The following is a 21,454-nucleotide window of genomic DNA, read 5'->3' as shown; positions in this document are numbered from 1 at the left end:
ATATTTCAGAGACAACATATCCGGATCATTAAATGGCCGCGCTCGACGTGGACGCCGTCCAGGCGTTCGTCACCATCGCCGATCTCCAGAGCTTCACCCGGGCCGCCGAGGCGCTCGGGACGACGCAGGGCGCCATCAGCGTGAAGCTCAAGCGACTGGAAGACCGGCTCGGCCAACGCCTCATCGAACGCACGCCCCGCTCGGTGCGCCTGTCCGCGCAAGGGGCGGTGTTCCTCGTGGGCGCGCGCGACTTCCTCGCGGCTCACGACCGTGCCATGGCGGGTCTTGTTGCGGGGCGCCGCCGCTTCGGTCTCGGCATCGCCGCCCATGTGGCCGGGCCGGAGGTTCCGACCCTTCTGGCCCGGCTCAACGCCCATGATCCCGGCCTGACCATTGAAGTGCGGATGGACAATTCGCGCGTGCTGCTGGACGCTTTCGATCGCGGCGAACTGGACGCCGCCATCATTCGGCGCGAGGAAGACCGGCGCGACGGCGAGGTGCTGGGGCTGGAGCATTTCGGCTGGTTCGCGGCCCCAGGATTCGAACATCGTCAGGGCGAGCCTTTGCGGCTGGCCGCGCTCTCGCCCGCCTGCGGCGTGCGCGACATCGCCGCCCGCGCGCTGGACACCGCTTCCATACCCTGGACGGAGGTCTTCCTTGGCGGCACGTCATCCATGGTGACGGCAGCCGTCTCCGCCGGCCTTGCCATCGCGGCCTTTTCCTGTCGTCTCGTCCCTCCCGGCACGATCGAGGTCAGCCAGCGCTTTGGCCTGCCTCCACTTCCCTCGACCGAGATCGTGATGTTCTCCACGCTTACCGATGCGAAATCCCGTGAGGCCCTCCGTGCGCTGGCTGCCGGGTTCCGGGAGCACCGTCCGGGCGCGTGAGAGAGGAAGCCAAAGAGGACCTTCGTCCTCTTCCACGATGCCAGGCATGCTAGCTGGTGGAATTTTCCACCAGGGGACGAGAACTGCCGGAGGTTGCCTCGCTGCGTTCCTGCGACTGGTAACCCATTGGGGTCGTTCGCAAGTCGTGCTTCAAACTTGAACCCACCTGGCGACACCAGCGATTCCGATAATTTACATTATGGAACAAATGCAAATGCCGGGCATCTCGGCGATCTCGGTCCTGAAATAGCCTGCCAGCGCGAGCGCGTGGATCTTCTCCGCTTTGGTTTTCATATCTTCCAAAGCCGGAAAAGCGGTCTCGCGGTTGTGCTTCATACACAGACCTAAGCCATTAGAATCCGCGACGATCACGGACCCAGGCGAAGCGATGGTCGATCGCTAAAATCTGGCGGGTGACGATCTGCTCGCTTCTCCGTAGAAGGAGCCGATTTTCGAGGCGCCTAGTCGGCCCTCGATCGAACGAGCGATCTGGGGCTTAGGTAGGGTCTAAGCGGCGGGGCGCGACTCGCCCTCGATGCGCCAGAAGCCGACTTTGACGTTTTGCCTGAAAGCAGACGTTGTCGAGGGGCGTCAGGCTATCAAACGCGGTGCTTCTGGCGCGTCCAGCCTGTGCAAACGGACTGTTGGGCAGACCCGCTGAGCAATCTCGCAAAGGTGCTGATGGTGTGTCAGGTAGATGACCTGACCATTCCGCGCCATATCCGCGAACAGCCGGAACGCTTCCTCGGCGCGAAAATCGTCGAACGTCTCCATGATGTCGTCGGCCACGAACGGCACGGTGCGGCGCGCCTTTGCGAATTCATGGTATCCGGCGACGCGCAGCGCGAGATAGAGCTGGAAGCGCGTGCCCTTCGACAGCTCGTCCGCGGCTTTCGAGCCGCCGCCAGCAGCAAGGGCGATCAGCGTCTCGCCATCCTTCCCGGGCTGCGCCGCAAGGCCGGAATAGGCGCCCCGACTGATTGTCCTGAACGCGGCCGAGGCCTGCTCCATCATCGAGCTGCGATGGCGCTCCCGATAGATCGAAAGCGCCTGTTCCGCCGCGGCGATGCCGGCGCGCAATTGCAGATAGCGCAGCGCTCCGTCCTCGATCTCCAGCAAGGTCGTGCGGCGACGTTCTTCGATCTCGGCGACCCTGGCATCGCCGCCAATGGCCTCGACCTGATCGATCGCCGTCGCGCGGGCTGCGAAGAGCTCGTGGCAGCGCTGGTCCTGATCCTCGAACCGCACCTTCAGCTCGTTCCATTCGGCCTCCAGCGCCGGCCGGACCACGCTGTCGAGCGCCGCCTCGGCACTGGCGAGGTCGTCGCTGCGCAGCGCCTCGCAGATGTCGCGCTCGGCTTCGCCCGCCCGCTCCAGCAGCGCCCGGCGCTGCGCGATCCGATCTAGCGCTTCGGCGACATTGGCCAGCGAGCTCGCGTCGAAAAAGGCGATCATCCGCTCCGTTTGGCCGGCATGGATCCTATGCTTCTCGACCAGCTTGCGCTGCCGATCCGCCGCGGTCCCCAGTTGGGCGGATAGTTGCGTGCGACGGTCCTCGCTGGCGCCGGCCTGCCGGACCCTGTCGACGATCTCCCGGATGCTGTCGAGCACCGGCATCTCGCGCGGAATGCCCAGAGCCTGCGCGAGAACCGCGACCTCTTCTCGAAACGCCGCCTGGTCCTTCTCCATCTTGTCGATGCGGTCGACGAGGCCCGCGCGCTTCTCCAGCGTCGGCGCGAGATCGGCCATCGCGGTCAGGATCTCGCGCACGACGCCGAGGGCGGGGACCGAACCCGCCTCCGCCAGCCAGCAACTGCGACAGGTCGCGGACCAGGCCTCGACCCACTCCCGCTCCTTCGTCACCGCCTGTTCCGCCGTGCGCTCGCGCATCGCCACATCGCGCTGCCGGTCCGCCAGCTCTGCGTAGAGCCGCCGCAACTGCGCCTCGTTCTCCAGGCCGGCCTGGGCTTCCGCGAGCAGGGTGCCGACATCGGCGTCCTCCACAGCGGAGAGCCCTGCTCGCGCCAGCGCGGCCGAAAGTTGAGCCCGCGCCTCGCGGATGTCCGCCTGCGCTGCATCCAGATCCCGTTCGGCGGCCCGCACTGCCTCCCGCGCCTCCAGGGCCCGGTCTCGACGCGACAGCCAATCCTCAAGTTCCGGCAAGGGCGGCACCGGGGACCAGGACGGCGCCATGACACGCACAGCTTGCGCGACCTCAGCGTCGATGCCGTCGAGAGCGGCCGCGGCGTTCGCGGCCAGCTCCTCCGCGCGGGCGAGATCGGCCTGCGCGACGGCCAAGGCCTGCCCGCTCTGATGCAGCCTCGCCAGCTCGGACATATGCGAGAGACGCCCGCCGCCGACGAGGTCGTCATGGCGCAGGGCCGTCTCGAAGATGTCTGCCGAGGTTGTATCGAGCTCGCGCCGATGCACCGCCCAGGCCTGTTCGCGCCGGGCGCGGATCTCGGCCGCCTCCCGGTCGGTCACGATGCCGGTCGTCGCGGCAAGGCCCGCCCGCTCAGCCTCGACATGCCGCATCTGGGTCGTCAGCCGCTCGATCTCCCGCCGGTGCTGGGTCAGCAGGGTTTCGCTCTCGCCCCGGGACGCTTTCCAGCGCCGCAGCATGTCCGGTCTGGGGATCGTCATGCCGGCGAGCTGATCGACCGTGCCCTGCCAGGGGCGCAGCGCCGGCACGCGCTCGTCGAGGATCTCCTGCGCCGCCGCCCGCGCCCGCTCGGCGAGGCGCGAGCGCACCTGATGATCGGCCGACCGCAAGGCCTCGACCGTGGCCGCCAGCGCCGCGATCGCGCGCGCTCGATCCTGGGAAGCGGGCTCGGCCCGATCCGCCTTCGGCAGCTTGGCCGCGGTCTCCGCGAGACGTCGTCGGGTCTCGGCGAGTTCTTCGCCGGCATTGCGCAGGGCGGCATCGAGGCCCGACCTCGCTTCGATCAGCTCGCGCAGCCGGCCGGTCGTCGCGGCGGTCAAGACGAGACGCTGCGGCTCGGCCTCCCCGTCGCGTTCGATCCGCTGCAGGATGCCGGAAACCTGCAGATCGAGCTGGCGCAATTGCAATCTGCGTTCGGGGAGGTCCCTCTCCGCCGTGATGTAGCGTGCCCGCAGCTCGGTCAATCGCTCCAGCCCCTCCGCTTGCCGAAGAGCGGCCTCGTCGATGACGATCGCCCGGATCTCGTGGCGCAACCGCTCGATCTCTTCGCGGCTAGCTTGGCTCTGGACGCCGAGCGCGATCTCTTCCTTCTGCAGCGCCGGCAGTTCGGCCGCCCAGCCGGGCGGGGCTTCCGGCAAACCGGCGAGGGGCGCGAGGCGCTCGCGATCGGCCCGCAGCGCGACGAGCCGGGGCAATGCCGCAAGATGACGCTGAATCTCGTCCATGCGGGCCTGGAGGCGCGCGCGCTCTCCGACCGCTTCGTCATATTGGCCGGTGGCACGGTCCCGCGTCTCGATCAGGCGCGCATAGTCCGACGCCAGCGTGTCGAACTGCTCGCGCTCGGCCTTCAGCCCCGCGAGCCGTGCCTTGAGCTCCGCGAGCAAGCCGCTGCGAGCCCGGAACTTGTAGAACCTCTCCGTCTCGGCCCGCAGATCGAAAAGCTTGTGGCTGAGATGGGCGAGGCCGGCGCTGGCCGAGAACAGCAATTGCCCGAGATCGCCCTTGCTCGCCAGGATGCTCTCGCCGCCCTTCTCTAGGGTCTCGTCATCGAGCGAGAACATGGTGCGATAAGCGTCGCGCTCGATCCCGCCAATCTCCGCGCGGATGGCGCTTTCGGGCAGCGGACGATCCTCGGCATCGAGCAGGCTGTTCTGCGGTCGCTTGATGCGCGCGAATTCCCGCGTCTCACCATCGAACTCCAGCGCCGCGCCGATCCGCATCGTGGAATAGGGATGCAGGAAGTCGAAGGCGCTTTGCGGTCCCATGCCGAACAGGAGATCGAGAAAAGCCGAGAAGGTCGTCGACTTGCCGGCCTCGTTCGGCCCGTAGATCACATGCAGATCCGGCTCGCCGTCGCGTCGCGCGCCGAAATCGATGCTGTGATCGGTGAACTTGCCGTAGCGCGTCAGGTCGAGGCGGCAAAGGCGCATGCTCAGCCCCCCTCGCCTGCCGCCTGCAGCCGCGCGACCACCGTTTCCGCGCCGTCGCGGGCGAGGCGTGCGACACGCTCCCGGAAGGCGTCCTCGTCGGCGCCCAGCACGTCGCGGCATTCCTGTGGGAGCTGGCCCCGGATTTCCTCCGCCATGCCGGCCAGCGTGGCTGTGAAGGCATCGGAGCCGAGGATCTGCTCCTCGATCAGGCGATGGAGATCGATGAGTGGGTCGCCGCGCGTCTCCCCCGGAAGCGTGGGCGGCTGGCAGGAGATCTCCAGCTTCTCCACCCAGCATGAGCCGATGGCGGCAGCCCTGTCGTCGGCCTCGGTCTTCAACAGGTCCATATCGCGGCGGATGCGCCAGGCCAGCGGCGTCGCTCCCACGACCTGCAGTCGCGCGACCAGGTGCGCGGAATCGATCGCGCTGCGTGTCGCCTCCAGAGCTCGCGCGACGCCCGACACCAACTCCCGCCAATCCTCCATCCCGGTCGCGTCGACCGTGACCCGCTCGAACTGCGCGACGCTGGTCACGCGTTCCTCGATGCTGATGGAACGGTCGTCGCCGACAGCGACCAGCGAGACGGATTTCGATCCGGCCTCGTTGATATCGCGCCCCTGCGGCATGCCCGGCACCGCGATCATGCAGGCATCGTCGACAATGGCGCGCTTGTGGATATGGCCGAGCGCCCAGTAGCGAAAGCCCGTCGCCCGGAGGTCGGCCAGGCTGCAGGGCGCATAGAGGTCGTGGCCCGGGGTGCCGGCCAGGCTGGTGTGCAACATGCCGATATTGACCGCGCCCTCCACCGGCGGCCGGTACTTGCCGAGCAGGCTGTCCGGCGCATGCGGCTGCGCAAAGCTCAGCCCATGGACCACAATCGGAACCCGCCCCGCCGGGCCGGGAAGCTCCAGCGCCTCGGCGCGACCGCCGAAGACCTTGACCGAGTCCGGAAGCACCAACTCCTTCGTGATCCGCGACATCGCGTCATGGTTGCCGCGGATGATGAAGGTGTCGATGCCGGCTTGATCGAGCCGCCGGAGTTGCTCGGCCAGAAAGCGCGCCGTCTTCATCGAGCTCTGATCGCCATCATAAAGGTCGCCAGCGATCAACAGCGCGTCGACCTTCTCTGCGAGGCAGAGATCGATGATCCGCACGAAGGCATGTCGCGTCGCATTGCCGACCAGCTCCGCCAAATCTGGATCCCTGAGCGCAAGTGAACGCAGCGGGGAATCGAGGTGGATATCGGCGGCGTGGACGAAACGAAAAGTCACCGGATCTCCATGTTGCAGCGCTCTAGCCAACTCTCATTATCTCGGCCGGTGCTTGCTCTTCAATGCAAAGCAGCCGGTACGTCTCGATTGGAATGGCCTTACCCACGAGGCGCCAGAATCTGGACGCTTCCGCTGCGCTTGGAAGCGAAAGTTGCTCGATCGGGTGGAGCGGTCTCCTGATCTGGGAAAGCGTGAGCCTTTACGTCGTCGAACACCAGCTCGACAAATTCGGCCTGAAGGGCACCGTCAAGTCAGCGCGCGGCGCATACGAGGCGCTGATGGCCGAGGTGATCGCGCGGGTGATGCGCGGCGAGCCGACGCTCTACTACGACTGGGGCCCGTCCTGGGTGATGGGCAAGCTGGTGCCCGGCAAGGACGTCGTCTGGCTGCCGGCGCCCTTCGACTCGCGGTGCCCCCGAACATGAAGGTTTCAGCGAGTGCCCTGGTGCCAGGCGTCAAGGGCTGCGTCGGCGGACAGGATCCCGGCTCATCATTTTGGCTAACTCGCCTTCAACTTGATAAGGTCGACTGGCCCGCGATGGCCGGCCGCTTGCCCATGCATCTGCGCCCGGAAAATCCCATCCCCGGAGCTGATCGCAACCTGATTGCGGCCATTGCCCTTGGCTGCATAGAGGGCCTCATCGGCAGAATGCAAAAGCGCTTCGAAGGCTTCGATGCCCTCTGAATATGCGACACCCGCGCTCACAGTGCACCCAAAGGCCCCGCGGCTTGTGTGAAAGATTTTGCTCCCAAGGCCCAGGCGGATTTCGTCGGCCAACATCGCAGCCATGACGAGCGACGTATCAGGCAGCAGCAATGCAAACTCCTCACCCCCCATACGGGCGGAGAGGCCACTTCTTGGTGTATTGGTCGCGAGGGTGCTCCCGAAAAAGCGCAGGACTTCATCTCCAGCCGCATGGCCATGGCTGTCGTTAATGCCCTTGAACCGATCGACGTCGAATAAGACGATTGTCGCGGGCCCTGTGATCTCGCCAGCCATGCGCTGGAGGAGCGCCCGCCGATTCAGCAGCCCCGTCAGCGCATCCGTTTCCGCATCCTGCTTGTGCCCTCGGGCGAGCCGCGACTGATTGAGAGCAAGAGACAACGCGCCGATGCCCGCGAGTGTCGTCAGGCAAATGACGATGTTCAGATCCTCGGCCCAGTTGTCGGGCGCGGACGCCAAGATCCAGTGCCCGCCGAGAAGCAGAAGCGCCGCGCAGGGCACGAAGGAGGTGGCAGTCAGGAGGTAAAGGCCGCTCAGCGCCGTTATCGCGAAGCGATCCTCGGCGCGTCCACGCCAGTAATCCCGAGCGGTGATCAGAAGGATTGTTGCCGCAGCCAGATTCAAGATGATGATCGATGCGCCGTTGTAGCCGGATAGCATGGGAACGGCCATCGCAGTCGAGGAGCCGATAGCCATGAGGCTCATCACCTTCCAAGGCAGGCGCTTCGAGCGAAACTCTCGTCCAGCCCCATAGACACATGCCAGACCGACCAGCAGGGCGGTGTAGCCCATTGTGCCCACAACGGGTGAAAGCGAGCGAGTATACGAGCTGTAGCCAAATACGCCCAACGCCATGAGCGAGACGCCGATCGTCCAGACGATGAGGAAACGCTCACTGCGAGTGACCAGCCAATTCACGAAGAATGCCGCCGCGAGGCCGAGCGCCGACAGCGAAAATGCCGTGAAAAGTGAACCTTGATCGAGAAGCACAGCGCGTCCGCGGTCCGAGAGCTTGGGACGTCAGTCTGCGAGAGCCGGCGATTAGGAAGCGTTAAAATGGCGCGCGCACATGTGCGGTTTCAGAGGTCCTTTATCGCCCCCTCTCGCCGCTCGATTCCGCCAGCAAGGTGCCAGACCTTCGGTTGCCCCATGATGGACCAACGTTGCCCGGGTCCGGCGGAAATGGCGAGATCGATATCTCCCAGGGATTCTCGCTGAAAGCAGACACACCACAGGCAGCCTCTGAAGCGCGAGCTTCATTCCTCAGGCACGAGGATCAAGCACGCCACTCCGGAAAGCGCACAGGCGAAGAAGCCAAGGTCGAAACGGGACGTAAAGCTTAGTGTCATCGCAAATGCTGATGGCGCGACGACGTAACCGAGGAAAATGACGAGGGTGGCAGCGGAAGAAGCCTCCCGAACGAGTGTAGGAGGACAAGCCCGGGCGATTTCGGACAACTGGACACCGTTCCAGCTAGATACAGTGATGCCCGCGACCGCAGCGATGATGCAATAGACCGGGAAAGGCCATTCGGGCGTCGCCAGGGCCAATGTCAGGGAGGTCACACCTGACGCCAACCCGATCAAGCGCAACAGCAATCGTGGAACTCCAAGCCGATCGGAGAGCCAACCGAGAAAAACACGACCGGCGATGCTGGTTGCTTGCATCAATGCGTACAGCGCTCCGGCGGTCTCGAGGCTGTAGCCGAGCTGCGAGACCGCATACGTCATGAGATAGGCGAACCAGATCCCCTGCCCGATCGCCAGGCAAGCGCCCGCTGCCGCCAGACGAAACAAGGTCGACGAAGCTGTCAGCGTTCTGATCGGTGTCACCAGATTGGAGACGGAGAGGATCACCCCCAATCCAAACTTCAGTCCCCTCTCCCGATCTCGATCAAGCGCCTCTCGCATCGGCTGGACACTGGCGATGATGGCAAGCACAAAGACCGCAGAAGCAAGGAGGGCGATGCGCCAACCATAGGCTGCTGCGAGAGGAGGTAGTGCGAGCCCCGCAATGACTCCTCCGAGCGGCACTCCAGCCTGCTTGATCGAGAAAATCATGCTGCGACGGCCATGAGGTGCTGTGCGATGCAGGACATCGTTGCCCGCGGGCGACGATGGTCCGTACCCCACACCGATGAGCAGCGCGGCAATGCAGGCCGTCACCGTCCAGCTCGGCAGAAAGAGCGCCAGACCCAGGATTCCGATCATCAGCCCGACTTGGAGGGCTCGCACTGAACCGAGAGCTCTCAGATAGGGCGCACCCAAGGCAAGAAAGAGGATCGAACCGAGCGTGTTGAGGCTGGCAAGATACCCCACCACCGAAGCCGACCAGCCTCGCTCCTCGGCGAGAATGGGTGCAATGGTCGGGGGAATCCGGCTGAGGAACGCGGTGGCCATTTGAACCGCAACCATGGTCGCGAGAGCAAGCTGCCATGAAGGAGCGGCTACAGCTTTGAAGAGACCGGGCCTCACACGTTCAACTCGCGCCAGCGCAAGCATGCAACGCCGTGACCATCTTTGTCATCAAGTTCCGGTTGAGTGTCGGCACACTCCGATGTCGCGTACTGGCAACGCGTACGGAAGCGACACCCACTCGGAACATTGGACGGATCAGGCGGCTCACCTTGCAGCGAGAAATTCTCAGTAATGCGAGGCCCGCCGATCCGAGGTGCAGCCGACAGTAGCGCCTGTGTGTAGGGATGGCGCGGTGCGGCGAAAACCTCGGCGGTCCGCCCGATCTCAACGATCCTCCCGAGATACATGACGATGACGCGGTCGCAGATCGACTCCACGACAGCTAGGTCATGGCTGATGAAGAGGTAGGTCAGATCGAATTCTGACTTGAGGTCGCGGAACAGCCGCAGCACGGTCGCCTGCACCGAAACGTCCAGTCCCGACGTGGGCTCGTCGAAGATGACCAGTTCCGGCCCGAGAACCAGGATCCGAGCCAGACCAACCCGCCGCTGTTGGCCGCCGCTGATTTCATGCGGATAGAGATCCAGGTGCTCAACGGGCAGTCCAACCGCCTTGACGATCTCCTTGACCTTTTCCTCCCGCTTTTCCCTCGACCAGTCGGTGTGAATAATCAGTGGCTCGTGGAGCGAGCGGCGCAGTGTCCAGCGGGGGTCGAGGGAAGCGCCCGGATCCTGATAGACATACTGAAGACGCGCACGGATTTTGGAAGCACGCTTCTGGCCCGGCGAGGCAATCCTCTCGCCCAGCATCCGGACTTCGCCCTCACTTGGCTCGTGGATGCCCATGAGCGTCTTGCCGAGCGTGGACTTGCCGCAGCCGGATTCGCCGACAATTCCCAGAATTTCGCCAGGCTCGACGGCGAAGGAAACATCGTCCAGCGCGCGTAGGCTGCCAACCTTCCGATTCAGGAACCCTCGGACAGGGAAGTGCCGGGCCAGGTGGTCGACTTCGAGGATGGGGGGATTGTTGGCGTCAGACATGCGCAGCCTCCGCCTCGGCCGACCAGGGATGATGACACGCAACGGCGTGGCCATTGGGCTCGGCAATCAGCGTCGGCCTGCTATCGTGACAAACGTCCGTTGCGCGGGGGCAGCGTGGATTGAAGCGGCAACCGTTTGGGGCGTTGAGCGGACTGGGAACACCGCCGGGAATTCCGACAGGATCACGCCCGGGCGCGGGCAAACTATCGAGCAACATGCGCGTATAAGGATGGCGGGGATCGCCGAAGAATTGCTCGCGCGGCGCTATTTCTGCAGTCTGCCCAGCATACATTACCACCACGCGGTCGCAGATTTCCCAGGCCGCGCCGAGATCATGGGTCGTGAACAGGACTGAAACGCCTCGTTCGACCGCCAGCCGCCGCAGCAACCCCAGGATCTGCGCCTGGACCGTCACATCCAAAGCAGTTGTAGGCTCGTCGGCGATGATCATCCGAGGTTGAGGAAGAAGCGCCATGGCAATCATCACCCGCTGGCGCTGGCCGCCCGATAGCTGGTGAGGATACTTGTCCAGAATCGCCTTCGGCTGCGGCAACTGCACCGCATCGAGCATGGCGATGGCGCTAGCTTCATCTGCCTTGCGCGAACGGCCGAAGCTCCCCTTTTCGTCCCGAGGGGCTTTGAAGCGCATCAGGTCGTGGATCTGGGTGCCGATCCGAAACAGAGGATTGAAGCTCGCAAAGGGGTCCTGCGGGACAAAGGTAACGACACGGCCCCGCAGATGCTCGGCCGCCTTTCCTCCCGAGAGCATATCGACACCGTCCAGCCGGATGTGCCCGCTGTTGATCTCCGTCTGGCCTTCGGGAAGCGTTCCCAGGATCGCACGGGCGAGCGTTGACTTGCCACAGCCGGATTCGCCGACCAGTCCGACGATTTCACCAGGCTTCACGCTGAGATCGATCCGATCGAGGACCTTGGCGAGACCTTTTTCCGTTCGAAAGCCCAGGGACAGGGCCTGAATGTCGAGGAGATTGCTCATGATCAGACACTGCGCCGCGTACGCGGGTCCAGAATGTCGCGCAGGCCGTCGCCAAAGAGATTGAAGCCCAGCACCGTCAGGAAGATCGCGATGCCCGGAGCGAGAGCGTACCACCAGGCTTCGGGGAGAAACTCACGACTTTCCGCAATCATCCGCCCCCATTCGGGGGTGGGCGGCGGCGCGCCAAGCCCCAGGAAGCCAAGCGTTGCCGCGGTCAGAATCGTCGCGCCCATGCCAATCGACGTCCGGACGATGATGGGCGAAGCGATGTTCGGCAGGATGTGTAGGACGATGACGCGCCAAGGCGATGCACCGAGCGCGACCGCAGACTCCACGAAGACCTCATTCCGCATGGATCGCGTCTCGGCATAGACCAGCCGCGCCCAGAACGGCCAATATGTCAAAGATAGCGCCAGAATGACGTTCTCGATCGATGGTCCGAGCGTCTGCGCGATCGCGATGGCCAGAACGATCTGGGGCACCGCAAGGAAGATCTCGGCGATCCGCATCAGCGCATCGCTGACCCAGTTCTGATAATAGCCGGCGATAAGACCGATCGGTACGCCGATGACGAGCGCCGAGCCGACGGCAATCCCCGCCAGCATCAGCGTGATCCGGGCGCCGAACAGCATTCGGCTGAAGATGTCGCTGCCCATCCGGTCTGTGCCGAAAAGCGCGGTGGCCGATGGCGGTTGAAGCCGGTTCCCGATGTGGAAATCGAAGACATCGTTCGGAAATGGGGCCAGCAGCGGCGCAAACACCGCAGTCAGCACGAGAAGGCCCAGCAGACTCAATCCGATGAATGCGGCTTTATCTTTGGCAAAGCGTTTCAGGAGATCCATCAGGCCGCACCTCGCGGGTCGATCGCAGCCTGCAGCATGTCGACCAGCAGATTGATCAGGACGAAGAGTGCGCCCGTGCAGAGGGTAAAGCCCATCACAGCGTTGTAGTCGGACTGCAGGATCGAGCGCACGGCATAGGCGCCCAAGCCGGGCCAATCAAAGACGGTCTCGACGACAACCGCGCCAGCGAGGAGGATACCAAAAATCAGTCCGAGCTGCGTGACGGTTGCGGTCAATGCCATGCGAAGCACGTATTTCCAGACAATCAGGCGACGAGGCAGCCCCATCGCGGTCTGGTAGGCCACAGACGGCGAGTTGATCACGCCGATAACGCCGTTTCTAGTAAAGCGGACGACGGTGGCCGCAGCGGGCAAAGCCAGGGTCAGTGTCGGCAAGACAATGTGCCTGAGTGCGGAGCCGATCATCTCGCGATCGCCTTCGATCATCGCGTCAACCAGCATGAGACCCGTTACCGGCTCAGGCGGAAATCCCTCAATGCGCCCGGAAAGCGGCAGCCATCCGAGTTTCATCGAGAAGAGGAACTGAAACTGCATCGCCAACCAGAAGGATGCCACAGCAAGGCCTGAAACCGTCACGACCCGAAGCACGTGGTCTATCCATGAATTCCGGTGCAGGCCGCAGAACACGCCCAAGGGGATGCCGATGAGGCCTGCGATCAGGACGGCAAAGATCGTCAGCTCCAGCGTCGCGGGAAGACGAGAAGCGAGGTCGTCGACGATGGGCTGCTGGGTAAAGAGACTAGTGCCGAGATTGCCCTGCGCGATGTCGCGCAGGTAGTTCACGAACTGAACCGGCAATGGCTTGTCAAACCCGAAGCGCTCCCGAACCTGCTGGACCTGCGCAACGGAAGCGTTCTCTCCCGCGGCCAAAACCGCGGGGTCGACGGGAATGACGCGCGACAGCACGAATACGATCGCGAGTAGCCCCACGAGTGTCGGTACGAACCAGAGCAATCGGTTCGCCACCATTGACAGCCAGTTCATGGCAACGCCTCCGGTTGGAAGAAGTCAGGACCGCTCAGCGCTTGAGAGATGCCCAGCGAATATCCTGGCCGTTGCTGACCGGGGAGAAGCGGATGCCCTCGACCTTGCTCGAATAGGGTCCGTACCAACGCGTGTTGTAAACGAAGATGCCGGCGGCATCGTCGTTCACCATCTCGGTCATTTCCTCGTAGAGCTTGCGGCGTTCTTCCTGGCTACTTGAGACAAGGGCACGGTCGAGCCGCTTATCGAATTCGGGATTGCTGTAGTACGAGAAGGTGCGCGTGCCGTGATAACGCGTGCCATAGAGCTCGCCGACCCAGTTATTCGGATCGACGTAGTAGGTGCTCTTCCATAGCGGCACGATATCGGCCTGGGTGTCGGCCTTGCGCATACGGGTGGAGACGAGCGACCAGGGCGAAACCTCGACCACGACCTCGACCCCGATCTGGCGCAATGTGCTCTGAAACAGCGTCGCCGCCTGTTCGGATTCGCTGAAGCCGGCAAGGGCGTTGATGGTGATCGGGCGCAGCGGCTCCGTCACCTTCTTCAGCTCCTCGCGGGCCTTTTCGAGATTGTAACTGTAGCCCTTCAGGCCGGCCGGCGTGCCCCATATGTTGTTGGGGTTGGGTCCCGGATTCCGCGAGACCGAGTCCTTCATGATGCTCTTGATGAAACCGTCGTAGTCGAAGGCGTAGGCCAGCGCGCGGCGGAAATTCGGATTGTTCATCGGCGGTTTGGTGCAGTTCAACGCCAGGATGAACACCCTCATCGATTCCTGCTCGATGATCTGAACGTTGCTCGACTGCCGGAGCCGCTGGATCTGATCATAGGGAAGATAGCCGTCGGCGCCCTGGAAATCGCCGCGGATCAAGCCGAGCACGCGGGTGTTCGTCTCAAGGACCGTACGGAATTCAAGGTCGTCGAAGGGCTGGCCGGTCCACCCCGCAAAATGGTCGGTGAAGCGGCGTGCGGTAAAGCCCACGGCCGGGTCATGCCGACGAAGAGCATAGGATCCCGAGCCCGCCTCGTTGCGCGTGAGCCAGGCCTCGCCCCAGTCCCCATCCTTCTCATTGGCCTTCACCAGCGCGCTGTTGACCACGAGGATGTCGGGCACGGTGGTCAGGAAAATCGCGGATGGGCCATTCAGGTTGAAGACGACGGTGTGAGCATCGGGCGCCTGTGTCGATCCTGGTTTGATGCTGTCGAGGTACAGGCTGGCCGGCCCCTTTTTGAGGGCGAGGATGCGCTCGATCGAGTAGACGACATCGGCAGATGTCAGCGGCTTGCCATCGTGGAACTTGGCGTTCTGCCGCAGCTTGAACGTGTAGACCTTGCCGTCATCCGAGACCGTATGGCTCTCCGCCAGCCATGGGATCATCTTGGGGGGATTGTCGACCCAGCGGTAGAGCCCGTCGTAGAGATTGAAACGCGACGCGGCACGGGCTGTATCAAAAATGGTATGCGGGTCGAGGTTATCGTACGGGCTGTTGTTCGCGTAGACGAACTTGCCGCCAGCCTGAGCCAAAACTCCCTCGATCGAGAGCGATGCCAGGGCGACCGATCCCGCAACCGCTTTAAGTGCGTCTCTCCGTGTCGTCGTCATGCCGTCCCTCCATTGTTATCGTTTCAAGGGTTGCCGGTCACCGAAATGACCTGGCCTGTGATGAAGTCCGCATAGTCGGAGGCGAGGAACATGACCGTGTAGGCGATGTCCTGCGGCGTCCCCGGACGACGCCGCGCCGTGTTGGCAATCATGTTTTCCTGCCGCTCGGCCGAATATGACTGCCACTGCCGCTCATAGTCCGGGCTCGTTCGCTGGAACCCTGGAGCAACCGCATTGACCGTGATCCCGAACGGTCCAAGCTCCTGGCCGAGCTGGCGCGCCAGCCCTATCTCACCGGCCTTGGCGGAGGCATAAGCCTGAATCCCTGTCAGCGAGGTGCGCAGCCCGGCACCGCTGGCGATCAGAACGATCCGCCCCTTGCCGCGCGCCTTCATGCCGGTGCAAACCGCCTGGGACGACAAGAAGGCGCCCGTCAAATTGACGTCGAGCAAAGCGCGCCAGTCGGCCTCCTCGACATCCTCCAGGGGCTTCGCGCTTTGCCCCAGCACCCCGCCCGCCACATAGACCAGGACGTCAGGCGCTCGCCCGCCAATCCTCTCGACCTCCACAACCCACCGGTTGACGGCCGCCTTGTCGAGCAGATCGAGCTGCGTCGCATGCGCCGGCAGGCCGGCCATCTCCTCTTTGAGCCGGTCTGCCGCGAAAACATTGGCGCCCCTCGCCGCAAATTCCTCGACGATGCCTCGGCCGATGCCACGGGCCGCTCCAGCCACCAGCACGGTCTGGTTGACGAACTCGATATTCATGCCGCGTCCTCCAGATGACGAGGCACGATCTGCGGGTACTGTTCCAGAACACGGGCATAGGCCCGCTCCAGTGCCGCAACCGGATCATCCTTGGCGGCCGCATCGGCATTTACCGCAGCGAAGAGCTCATGCTTGACGAAGAAGCGCCACTCGACGGGAAGGGCAAACAAGTGCTGCGACAGGCGGTCCCAAACGGCGTCCGACCAAATGCGCTCGAAGCTCAGCCTCTCGGGATCGAAGGTCATGCCTCCCATGCGTTCCCGTGGCGCCGATCGCAGAGCCTTGGTGGCGGCCTCATCGACAACACCATCCTTGACGACCACGCCATAGGCCCTGGCGCCGCTTTCGGTGACCTTGCCCCCAAGGACGTCCTGCAAGACCTCGTGATCCGGACGTTCGAACGGGTCGCCCCAGCCACCTGCGCCTGCAGCTGAAATCGTCAGCACGTCACCCGGACCGCAGCGAACCACGTCAGTGTTCCCCAGGTGTTCCGGCTTCATGTTGCCGTTGGCGCGATGGAAGCTGCAGGTCGAGCCTGGCAATCCGCCTTCGAGGCCCCAGCAGGAGAAGCGAACGCGGTCGCGGTTTCGAGCTGTCACGACCGAGTTCGGCGTGAACATCTGAAAGGTCATCTGAGCCGCGAGGCCGCCACGATAGCGACCTGGGCCGCCTGAATCGGGCACCAGCTCGTAGCTTCTGACGCGTATCGGCACCTCCGCCTCGGTGATCTCGACAGGCGTATTCTTCAGGAACGAGTTCGAACCATCCTGCCCATCCTCGAACGAGCTTCCCCCACCGCCGCCGGTGATGGGGTTGATCGAGGCCATGGCCAGCCGACTTGTGCGACTGTCAGTGGTGCGTACGTTCAGGATACCGCCGCCGCCCGACGGGCCAGCGGGCAGGCGATCGGGCATCGCACGCGAGAAGGCACCGATGACCATGCCTTGAATGCGTGCGCACGTCAGGCTGCGCATGCCCGTGGCCGCCGGGTAGACCGGATTGACGACCGAGCCCTCCGGCAGAATGCACTGAACCGGACGCAGAAGCCCCATGTTGAGCGCGACCGTTCGATCGAGCGAGTAGACAACATAGTTGTAGCCGACGAGCGGCAGGATATGGCGCGGCAGGCCGCCAGTCGGCATATTCAGCGCCGACTGAAGCTGCGGGTCGCTGCCTGTGAAGTCGAAGGTCGCTTCGTCGCCCCGAACCCTGACCGACAGCTTCAGCCGACATGGAACGCCGCCGGGGCTATCCTCGTCGATGTAATCGGTGAATTCGTAATCCCCATCCTGAATCGAGGCGAAGAGCTGGCGCGCCTGTCTCTCAGCCAGATCCAGTACGCCATAGGTCGCGGCACAGACAGTCTCGACGCCGAAGCGGGCGATCGCATCGCGGATCTTGCGCTCGCCGGTCTTCAGCGAGGCGATCTGGGCTTTGAGGTCGCCCCAGTTCTGATCGGGCATGCGGACATTGCGCAGCATGATGCGCAGCACGCTCTCGTTCATCGCCCCAGCTTCGACTAGCTTCATGGGCGGGATCCGAATTCCCTCCTGCTGCACCTCCGTCAGCGCGCGAGATAGCGAAGCCGGCACCGCACCGCCCATATCGGTATTGTGGATATGGCCCACTGCGAAGCAGACGAGCCGATCTTCATGGAACACCGGCATCCAGAGATGGATATCGGGAGCGTGGGTGCAGACATAGCCGGAATACGGGTCGTTGGTGATGCAGATGTCACCAGGCTTGTAATCCGTGATAGCGTCGATCGCGCCCTTGTAGTCGAGGCCGATGAACCAGGTCGCGCCGAGGTCTTTCGGGCTGGCGAAGGTTTGCCCACAAGGCGTCGTCAGTCCGCTGGTAAAATCTTCCGTCTCCTTGACGAAGGCGGAATGCGCCGTCCGCAGAAGCGTGAATGCCATGCTTTCGGCCGCAGCCTCGAAATGGCTCTTCAGGACCTGCAGCGTGACAGGATCTAGCGCCGCCATCAGATCGCACTCCGCTTCAAGATCAGATTGCCGAAGCCATCGACATGGCCCTCGAAACCGGGCGGGGCCCAGGTCGTCGTGTCGTCTTGCAAAATCACGGCCGGGCCGGCGAAGGACGCGCCCGGGGACAGGTCGTTTCGATCAAAGAGACCGGCCTCGATCGTCGATCCTTGATGGACGATCGGAACCCGCGTCCTGGGCTGCACCTGCTGCAGCTTCAGCCCCTGTTCTGCGAACTCGGGCTTTGGTGTGCCCCCTGCAATGACCACACGGAGCGCAACGATCTGAACATCTGCCGCATCGTCCGAGTGATCATAGATTTCGGCGTGACGCTTATGGAACGCCGCAGCAATCGCGGCATGGTCGCCGTCGACGACCCAGGCCTCCTCCAAGGGCGTCTCGATCTCATAGGATTGGCCGCGGTAACGCATGTCGGCCGTGATCGACAGCGCGGCCTCGCCGGCATAGCCCTGCCCTTCGAAGAGCCAGGCGCGGGCTTCACTGGCGAGCTCATCCATCGCCTGGCGCAAGCTGTCGAACGAGCGCGGTCCGACATCGAGGAAGACCACACGCACGAAATCCGAACGCAGATCTGCAAGCAGGCCTCCAAGGGCGGCCAGCACACCTGGTGTTTGAGGGATGATGACGGACCGCATGCCCATGGCATCGGCCAGTAGGCAGCCGAGCATGGGACCAGCGCCACCGAATGCCAGAAGCGCATAGCCGCTCGGCTCTTCGCCAACCTGCGAGAACAGCCGGCTGGTTTCCCGGTACATGTTGGCGACAGCAAGCTGGATGATGGCTTCAGCCGCGCGTTCCGACGAGCGGTCGAGGCCTCTGGCAATTGGTTCAAGCGCCGCAAGCGCTCGGGATCGGTCAACGTTGACGGCGCCATATCCGAGCTCGCCAGCGCCCAGAACGCCGATGGTCGCGAAGGCATCGGTGATCGTTGCCCGCTCGCCACCACGGCCGTAGCAGGCCGGTCCAGGTGTCGATCCCGCGCTTTCAGGCCCGACGCGCAAAACACCCAACGTGTCCACGGAGGCAATCGAGCCTCCCCCGGCTCCAATCGAGGACACCGACACTGTCGGAAGATAGATCGGATACTCCCCGACGAGTTCGCCGGAGCGGAAGTCAGGCATCCCGTCCTTGAGCAGCGCGACATCGGCGCTTGTGCCGCCGATGTCGAGACTCATGACTCTGGAGAAGCCAGCCAGCTTGGCCGTGAAGCCTGCACCGATCACACCGGCAGCCGTGCCGGACAGCAGCATCTCGATGCTGCGCACCTTGCCAGCCGCGGCGGTCATGACGCCGCCGTTCGACTTGGTAATCATCGGGGCGGGAACGACCCCCCTCTCGATCAGAGCATCCTCGAGGCGGCCGATGTAATGGGACACCCGAGGCTGCACCGAGCCATGGATGCAGGCCGTGATGGTGCGCTCGTACTCTCGGACAATTGGCCAGATGTCGGCGGAGCAGAAAACCGGCAAGTCAGGTCGCAGGCGTTCGATTTCGGCTTTGACCAGCCTTTCATGTGCAGGGTTCTTGTAGCTGTGCAGCAAGGCGATCACGATCGCCTCGGCCCCGCTTGCCTCCAGTCGACCTAGAACGGTGGCGATCGCGGCCGGATCCGGAATGACCTCTGCAACGCCATCCGCATTGATGCGCTCCGGCAACGGCAACACGCGTTCTCTCGGCACCAAAGGAACCGGTCGGCGCGAGAACAGATCATAAGGATCCGGGATCTTCAGGCGCGCGAGCTCCAGGACGTCGCGAAAACCTTCGGTGACGATCAGTCCAAGCTTCGCGCCCTTGCCCTGAATGATGCTGTTCACGCCGACTGTAGAGCCATGGGTGAAGTAGCTGACCTGCGAAGGCGCGATGCCGAAGCGCTTTTCGATCTCATCCAGCCCCTGAAGGACCTCAGCTCCAGGAGCGTCCGGGCGCGACAGAACCTTGAGCGTCCGCAGATTCAGCGTCGCTTCGTCGAGCACGCTGAAATCGGTGAAGGTGCCGCCGATGTCGACGCCAATGCGATAGGCCATCTGTCAGCTCCGGCCGTTGGTGGCTGACGGAACAGGAGCGCTAAGACCGGCTTCATCTGCGCAATAGCGGCAAATCTCTTCGTGCGTCGCGAACCAGACGGAGCCTTTTGCTTTCGCCGCCCTGATCACTTCGTCGAGAATGAAAATCCGTGAGCGGTGACCGATGATGTGCGGGTGCATCGTCAGCTGGAATAACCCGCCCTCCTCCGCAGCGACGTCGAGTTCTCGCAGGAAGAGATCGAGCACCATGGGCGGCCCGCTGTGAGGCCGCAGCCCCTTGAAGCGATCCATGCCGAAATAGACGGCATCGTCCCGGATCCACTCCACCGGCAACTCCACGATTCCGGTCGGCTGCCCCTCGTCGAGAAGCTCGTAGGGCTCGTCGTCTGCCATCAATGAGGAATCGTAGAGCAACCCCATTTCGCGAACGATCTTCAGCGTCCATGGACTGAAATCCCATGACGCGGTCCGCATGCCCTTCGGCTCCCGGCCGGTCAGCTTCGTCAACGTGTCGCGGGCACGGAGCGCCAGATCACGTTCCGTGTTGTAGTCGAGCACCGAGTTGAGCTCGTGGATCCAGCTATGGATCGCCACCTCATGCCCGGCATCTCCAACTGAACGGGCTTCCTGGTCATGCAAAAGCGCGGCAACGGCTGGCATGAAGAAGCTGGCCGGAACCGAGTGGCGGGCAAGAGTTGCAAGGATACGCGGAATGCCGGAGCGATTGCCGTATTGCCCCTGGCTCAGCTTGGAGTAAGAGCGCCCACCCTCCCGGAGCTCGTTCGTCTCGTGATCGGAGTCGAAGGACAGGGCGACGGCGAACTTGGCGCCATTCTTCCAAACTCCAGGCTTGAGCGACCGCCCTGCCCGGACGTGGTTCACCACCTGCCGCCAAGTCTCCTCACTCCACGTCCAGGGCTTGGTGTCGGGGGGCAGTGTGACGTTCATCGGAAGCACTCAGCGATTGAACTGGAACCCATCCACCACGATGTCTTGGCCCGTGATGAAGCAGGGGTTCGAGGTTGCTAGGAACGTGACGAGCTCTGCCACGTCATCGGGCTTGCCCATTCGCTTCAGCGCGATGCCGGCATCGGCAATCGCGGGGCCGCGGGCTCGGGTCAGTGTGTTGCCGACTTCGGTCTCGATGATGCCGGGGCAGACGGCATTTATGAGGATCTCCGGGCCGAGCTCTTTGGCGAGAGCGCGGGTCATCCCGATGATTCCGGCCTTGGCAGCCGCATAGGCGAACCGGCTGACGGCAGCAGTCACACCGCCAGAATGCGCATTCAGCGACGACATCGACACGATGCGCCCACGACCCTGGCGCTGCATTATCGGTGCGACAGCCTGGATGTAGTTGAAGCAGCTCTTCAGATTGAGAGCGATAGTGTGGTCGAACTCGGCTTCAGTGATCTCGAAGATACCCTTCGGCATCCCTTTGCCAGCATTGTTCACGAGGACGTCTACGCGGCCCCACTGCGCGACGACTTCCGCAACAATACGGCTCGCCTCTTCTTTGAAGATGACGTCCGACTGGAAAGTCAACACGCGCCGGCCTAGCGATATTATTTCGTCAGCCGTGCGCTTGAGCTCATCCGGCAACAGATCGACGAGCGCAACGTCCAGTCCAGACTTCGCAAGAGACAGCGCGCAAGCGCGGCCTATACCTCGCGCGCCGCCCGTGACAATCGCCACGGGCGCAGCGTTGCTCGAATTCATGACTCACCCTCTTTCAAGAGGGTTGATTTCCTCTTGATTAAGGGAGAGCCTATCGCCGGCA

The 21,454-nt window shown here is 63.4% G+C and carries 16 protein-coding genes; 2 read left to right on the top strand and 14 right to left on the bottom strand.

Going from position 1 to position 21,454, the window contains the following annotated elements:
• Positions 1-32 precede the first annotated feature (32 nt).
• On the top strand, positions 33-887 hold the full coding sequence (locus tag AB4Z10_RS18590; RefSeq protein WP_441471872.1) for a LysR family transcriptional regulator: 855 nt from the start codon (positions 33-35) through the stop codon (positions 885-887).
• A 591-nt stretch (positions 888-1,478) separates the two neighbouring features.
• On the opposite strand, the gene AB4Z10_RS18585 is transcribed toward AB4Z10_RS18590, so the two are convergent.
• Positions 1,479-4,979 (bottom strand): ATP-binding protein, encoded by a 3,501-nt coding sequence (locus tag AB4Z10_RS18585; protein ID WP_441471871.1) that lies wholly within the window; start codon positions 4,977-4,979, stop codon positions 1,479-1,481.
• A gap of 2 nt (positions 4,980-4,981) precedes the next feature.
• On the bottom strand, positions 4,982-6,250 hold the full coding sequence (locus AB4Z10_RS18580) for a metallophosphoesterase family protein (protein WP_441471870.1): 1,269 nt from the start codon (positions 6,248-6,250) through the stop codon (positions 4,982-4,984).
• 191 nt (positions 6,251-6,441) lie between these two features.
• On the opposite strand from AB4Z10_RS18580, the gene AB4Z10_RS18575 reads away from it, so the two are divergent.
• Complete coding sequence (locus tag AB4Z10_RS18575) at positions 6,442-6,675, top strand: glycine betaine ABC transporter substrate-binding protein (RefSeq protein ID WP_441471869.1); 234 nt, start codon at positions 6,442-6,444, stop codon at positions 6,673-6,675.
• Between the two features lie 74 nt (positions 6,676-6,749).
• On the opposite strand, the gene AB4Z10_RS18570 is transcribed toward AB4Z10_RS18575, so the two are convergent.
• The 12 genes from AB4Z10_RS18570 to AB4Z10_RS18515 form a co-directional block, all read right to left on the bottom strand.
• Positions 6,750-7,964 carry a GGDEF domain-containing protein gene (locus AB4Z10_RS18570; RefSeq protein WP_441471868.1) on the bottom strand — a complete coding sequence of 405 codons (1,215 nt, stop codon included), beginning with the start codon at positions 7,962-7,964 and terminating at the stop codon, positions 6,750-6,752.
• 266 nt (positions 7,965-8,230) lie between these two features.
• Complete coding sequence (locus tag AB4Z10_RS18565) at positions 8,231-9,373, bottom strand: MFS transporter (protein WP_441471867.1); 1,143 nt, start codon at positions 9,371-9,373, stop codon at positions 8,231-8,233.
• Between the two features lie 71 nt (positions 9,374-9,444).
• Positions 9,445-10,431, bottom strand: coding sequence for an ABC transporter ATP-binding protein (locus AB4Z10_RS18560; protein WP_441471866.1), 987 nt, complete (start codon positions 10,429-10,431; stop codon positions 9,445-9,447).
• The gene (locus tag AB4Z10_RS18555) at positions 10,424-11,428 is read right to left on the bottom strand and encodes an ABC transporter ATP-binding protein (protein ID WP_441471865.1); all 1,005 of its coding nucleotides are present in this window, start codon (positions 11,426-11,428) and stop codon (positions 10,424-10,426) included. The genes AB4Z10_RS18560 and AB4Z10_RS18555 overlap by 8 nt, the downstream gene beginning before the upstream one ends.
• 2 nt (positions 11,429-11,430) lie before the next feature.
• Positions 11,431-12,270 (bottom strand): ABC transporter permease, encoded by an 840-nt coding sequence (locus AB4Z10_RS18550; protein ID WP_441471864.1) that lies wholly within the window; start codon positions 12,268-12,270, stop codon positions 11,431-11,433.
• Positions 12,270-13,274 carry an ABC transporter permease gene (locus AB4Z10_RS18545; RefSeq protein ID WP_441471863.1) on the bottom strand — a complete coding sequence of 335 codons (1,005 nt, stop codon included), beginning with the start codon at positions 13,272-13,274 and terminating at the stop codon, positions 12,270-12,272. The genes AB4Z10_RS18550 and AB4Z10_RS18545 overlap by 1 nt, the downstream gene beginning before the upstream one ends.
• A gap of 34 nt (positions 13,275-13,308) precedes the next feature.
• Positions 13,309-14,877, bottom strand: coding sequence for an ABC transporter substrate-binding protein (locus AB4Z10_RS18540; RefSeq protein ID WP_441471862.1), 1,569 nt, complete (start codon positions 14,875-14,877; stop codon positions 13,309-13,311).
• 23 nt (positions 14,878-14,900) lie between these two features.
• Positions 14,901-15,644 carry an SDR family NAD(P)-dependent oxidoreductase gene (locus AB4Z10_RS18535; RefSeq protein ID WP_441471861.1) on the bottom strand — a complete coding sequence of 248 codons (744 nt, stop codon included), beginning with the start codon at positions 15,642-15,644 and terminating at the stop codon, positions 14,901-14,903.
• On the bottom strand, positions 15,641-17,629 hold the full coding sequence (locus AB4Z10_RS18530; protein WP_441471860.1) for a hydantoinase B/oxoprolinase family protein: 1,989 nt from the start codon (positions 17,627-17,629) through the stop codon (positions 15,641-15,643). Before AB4Z10_RS18530 ends, AB4Z10_RS18535 begins: the two co-directional genes overlap by 4 nt.
• Entirely contained in the window at positions 17,629-19,674 is a 2,046-nt protein-coding gene (locus tag AB4Z10_RS18525; RefSeq protein ID WP_441471859.1) for a hydantoinase/oxoprolinase family protein, read from the bottom strand. Before AB4Z10_RS18525 ends, AB4Z10_RS18530 begins: the two co-directional genes overlap by 1 nt.
• Positions 19,675-19,677: 3 nt before the next feature.
• Positions 19,678-20,622 (bottom strand): polysaccharide deacetylase family protein, encoded by a 945-nt coding sequence (locus AB4Z10_RS18520; RefSeq protein ID WP_441471858.1) that lies wholly within the window; start codon positions 20,620-20,622, stop codon positions 19,678-19,680.
• A gap of 9 nt (positions 20,623-20,631) precedes the next feature.
• Positions 20,632-21,393 (bottom strand): SDR family NAD(P)-dependent oxidoreductase, encoded by a 762-nt coding sequence (locus AB4Z10_RS18515; RefSeq protein WP_441471857.1) that lies wholly within the window; start codon positions 21,391-21,393, stop codon positions 20,632-20,634.
• Positions 21,394-21,454 lie beyond the last annotated feature (61 nt).

This window comes from Allobosea sp. RAF48 (genome assembly GCF_052114025.1).
Classification (GTDB): domain Bacteria; phylum Pseudomonadota; class Alphaproteobacteria; order Rhizobiales; family Beijerinckiaceae; genus Allobosea.
Note: the sequence above shows the minus strand (reverse complement) of the source record. Positions and strands in the feature narration are given on the sequence as shown.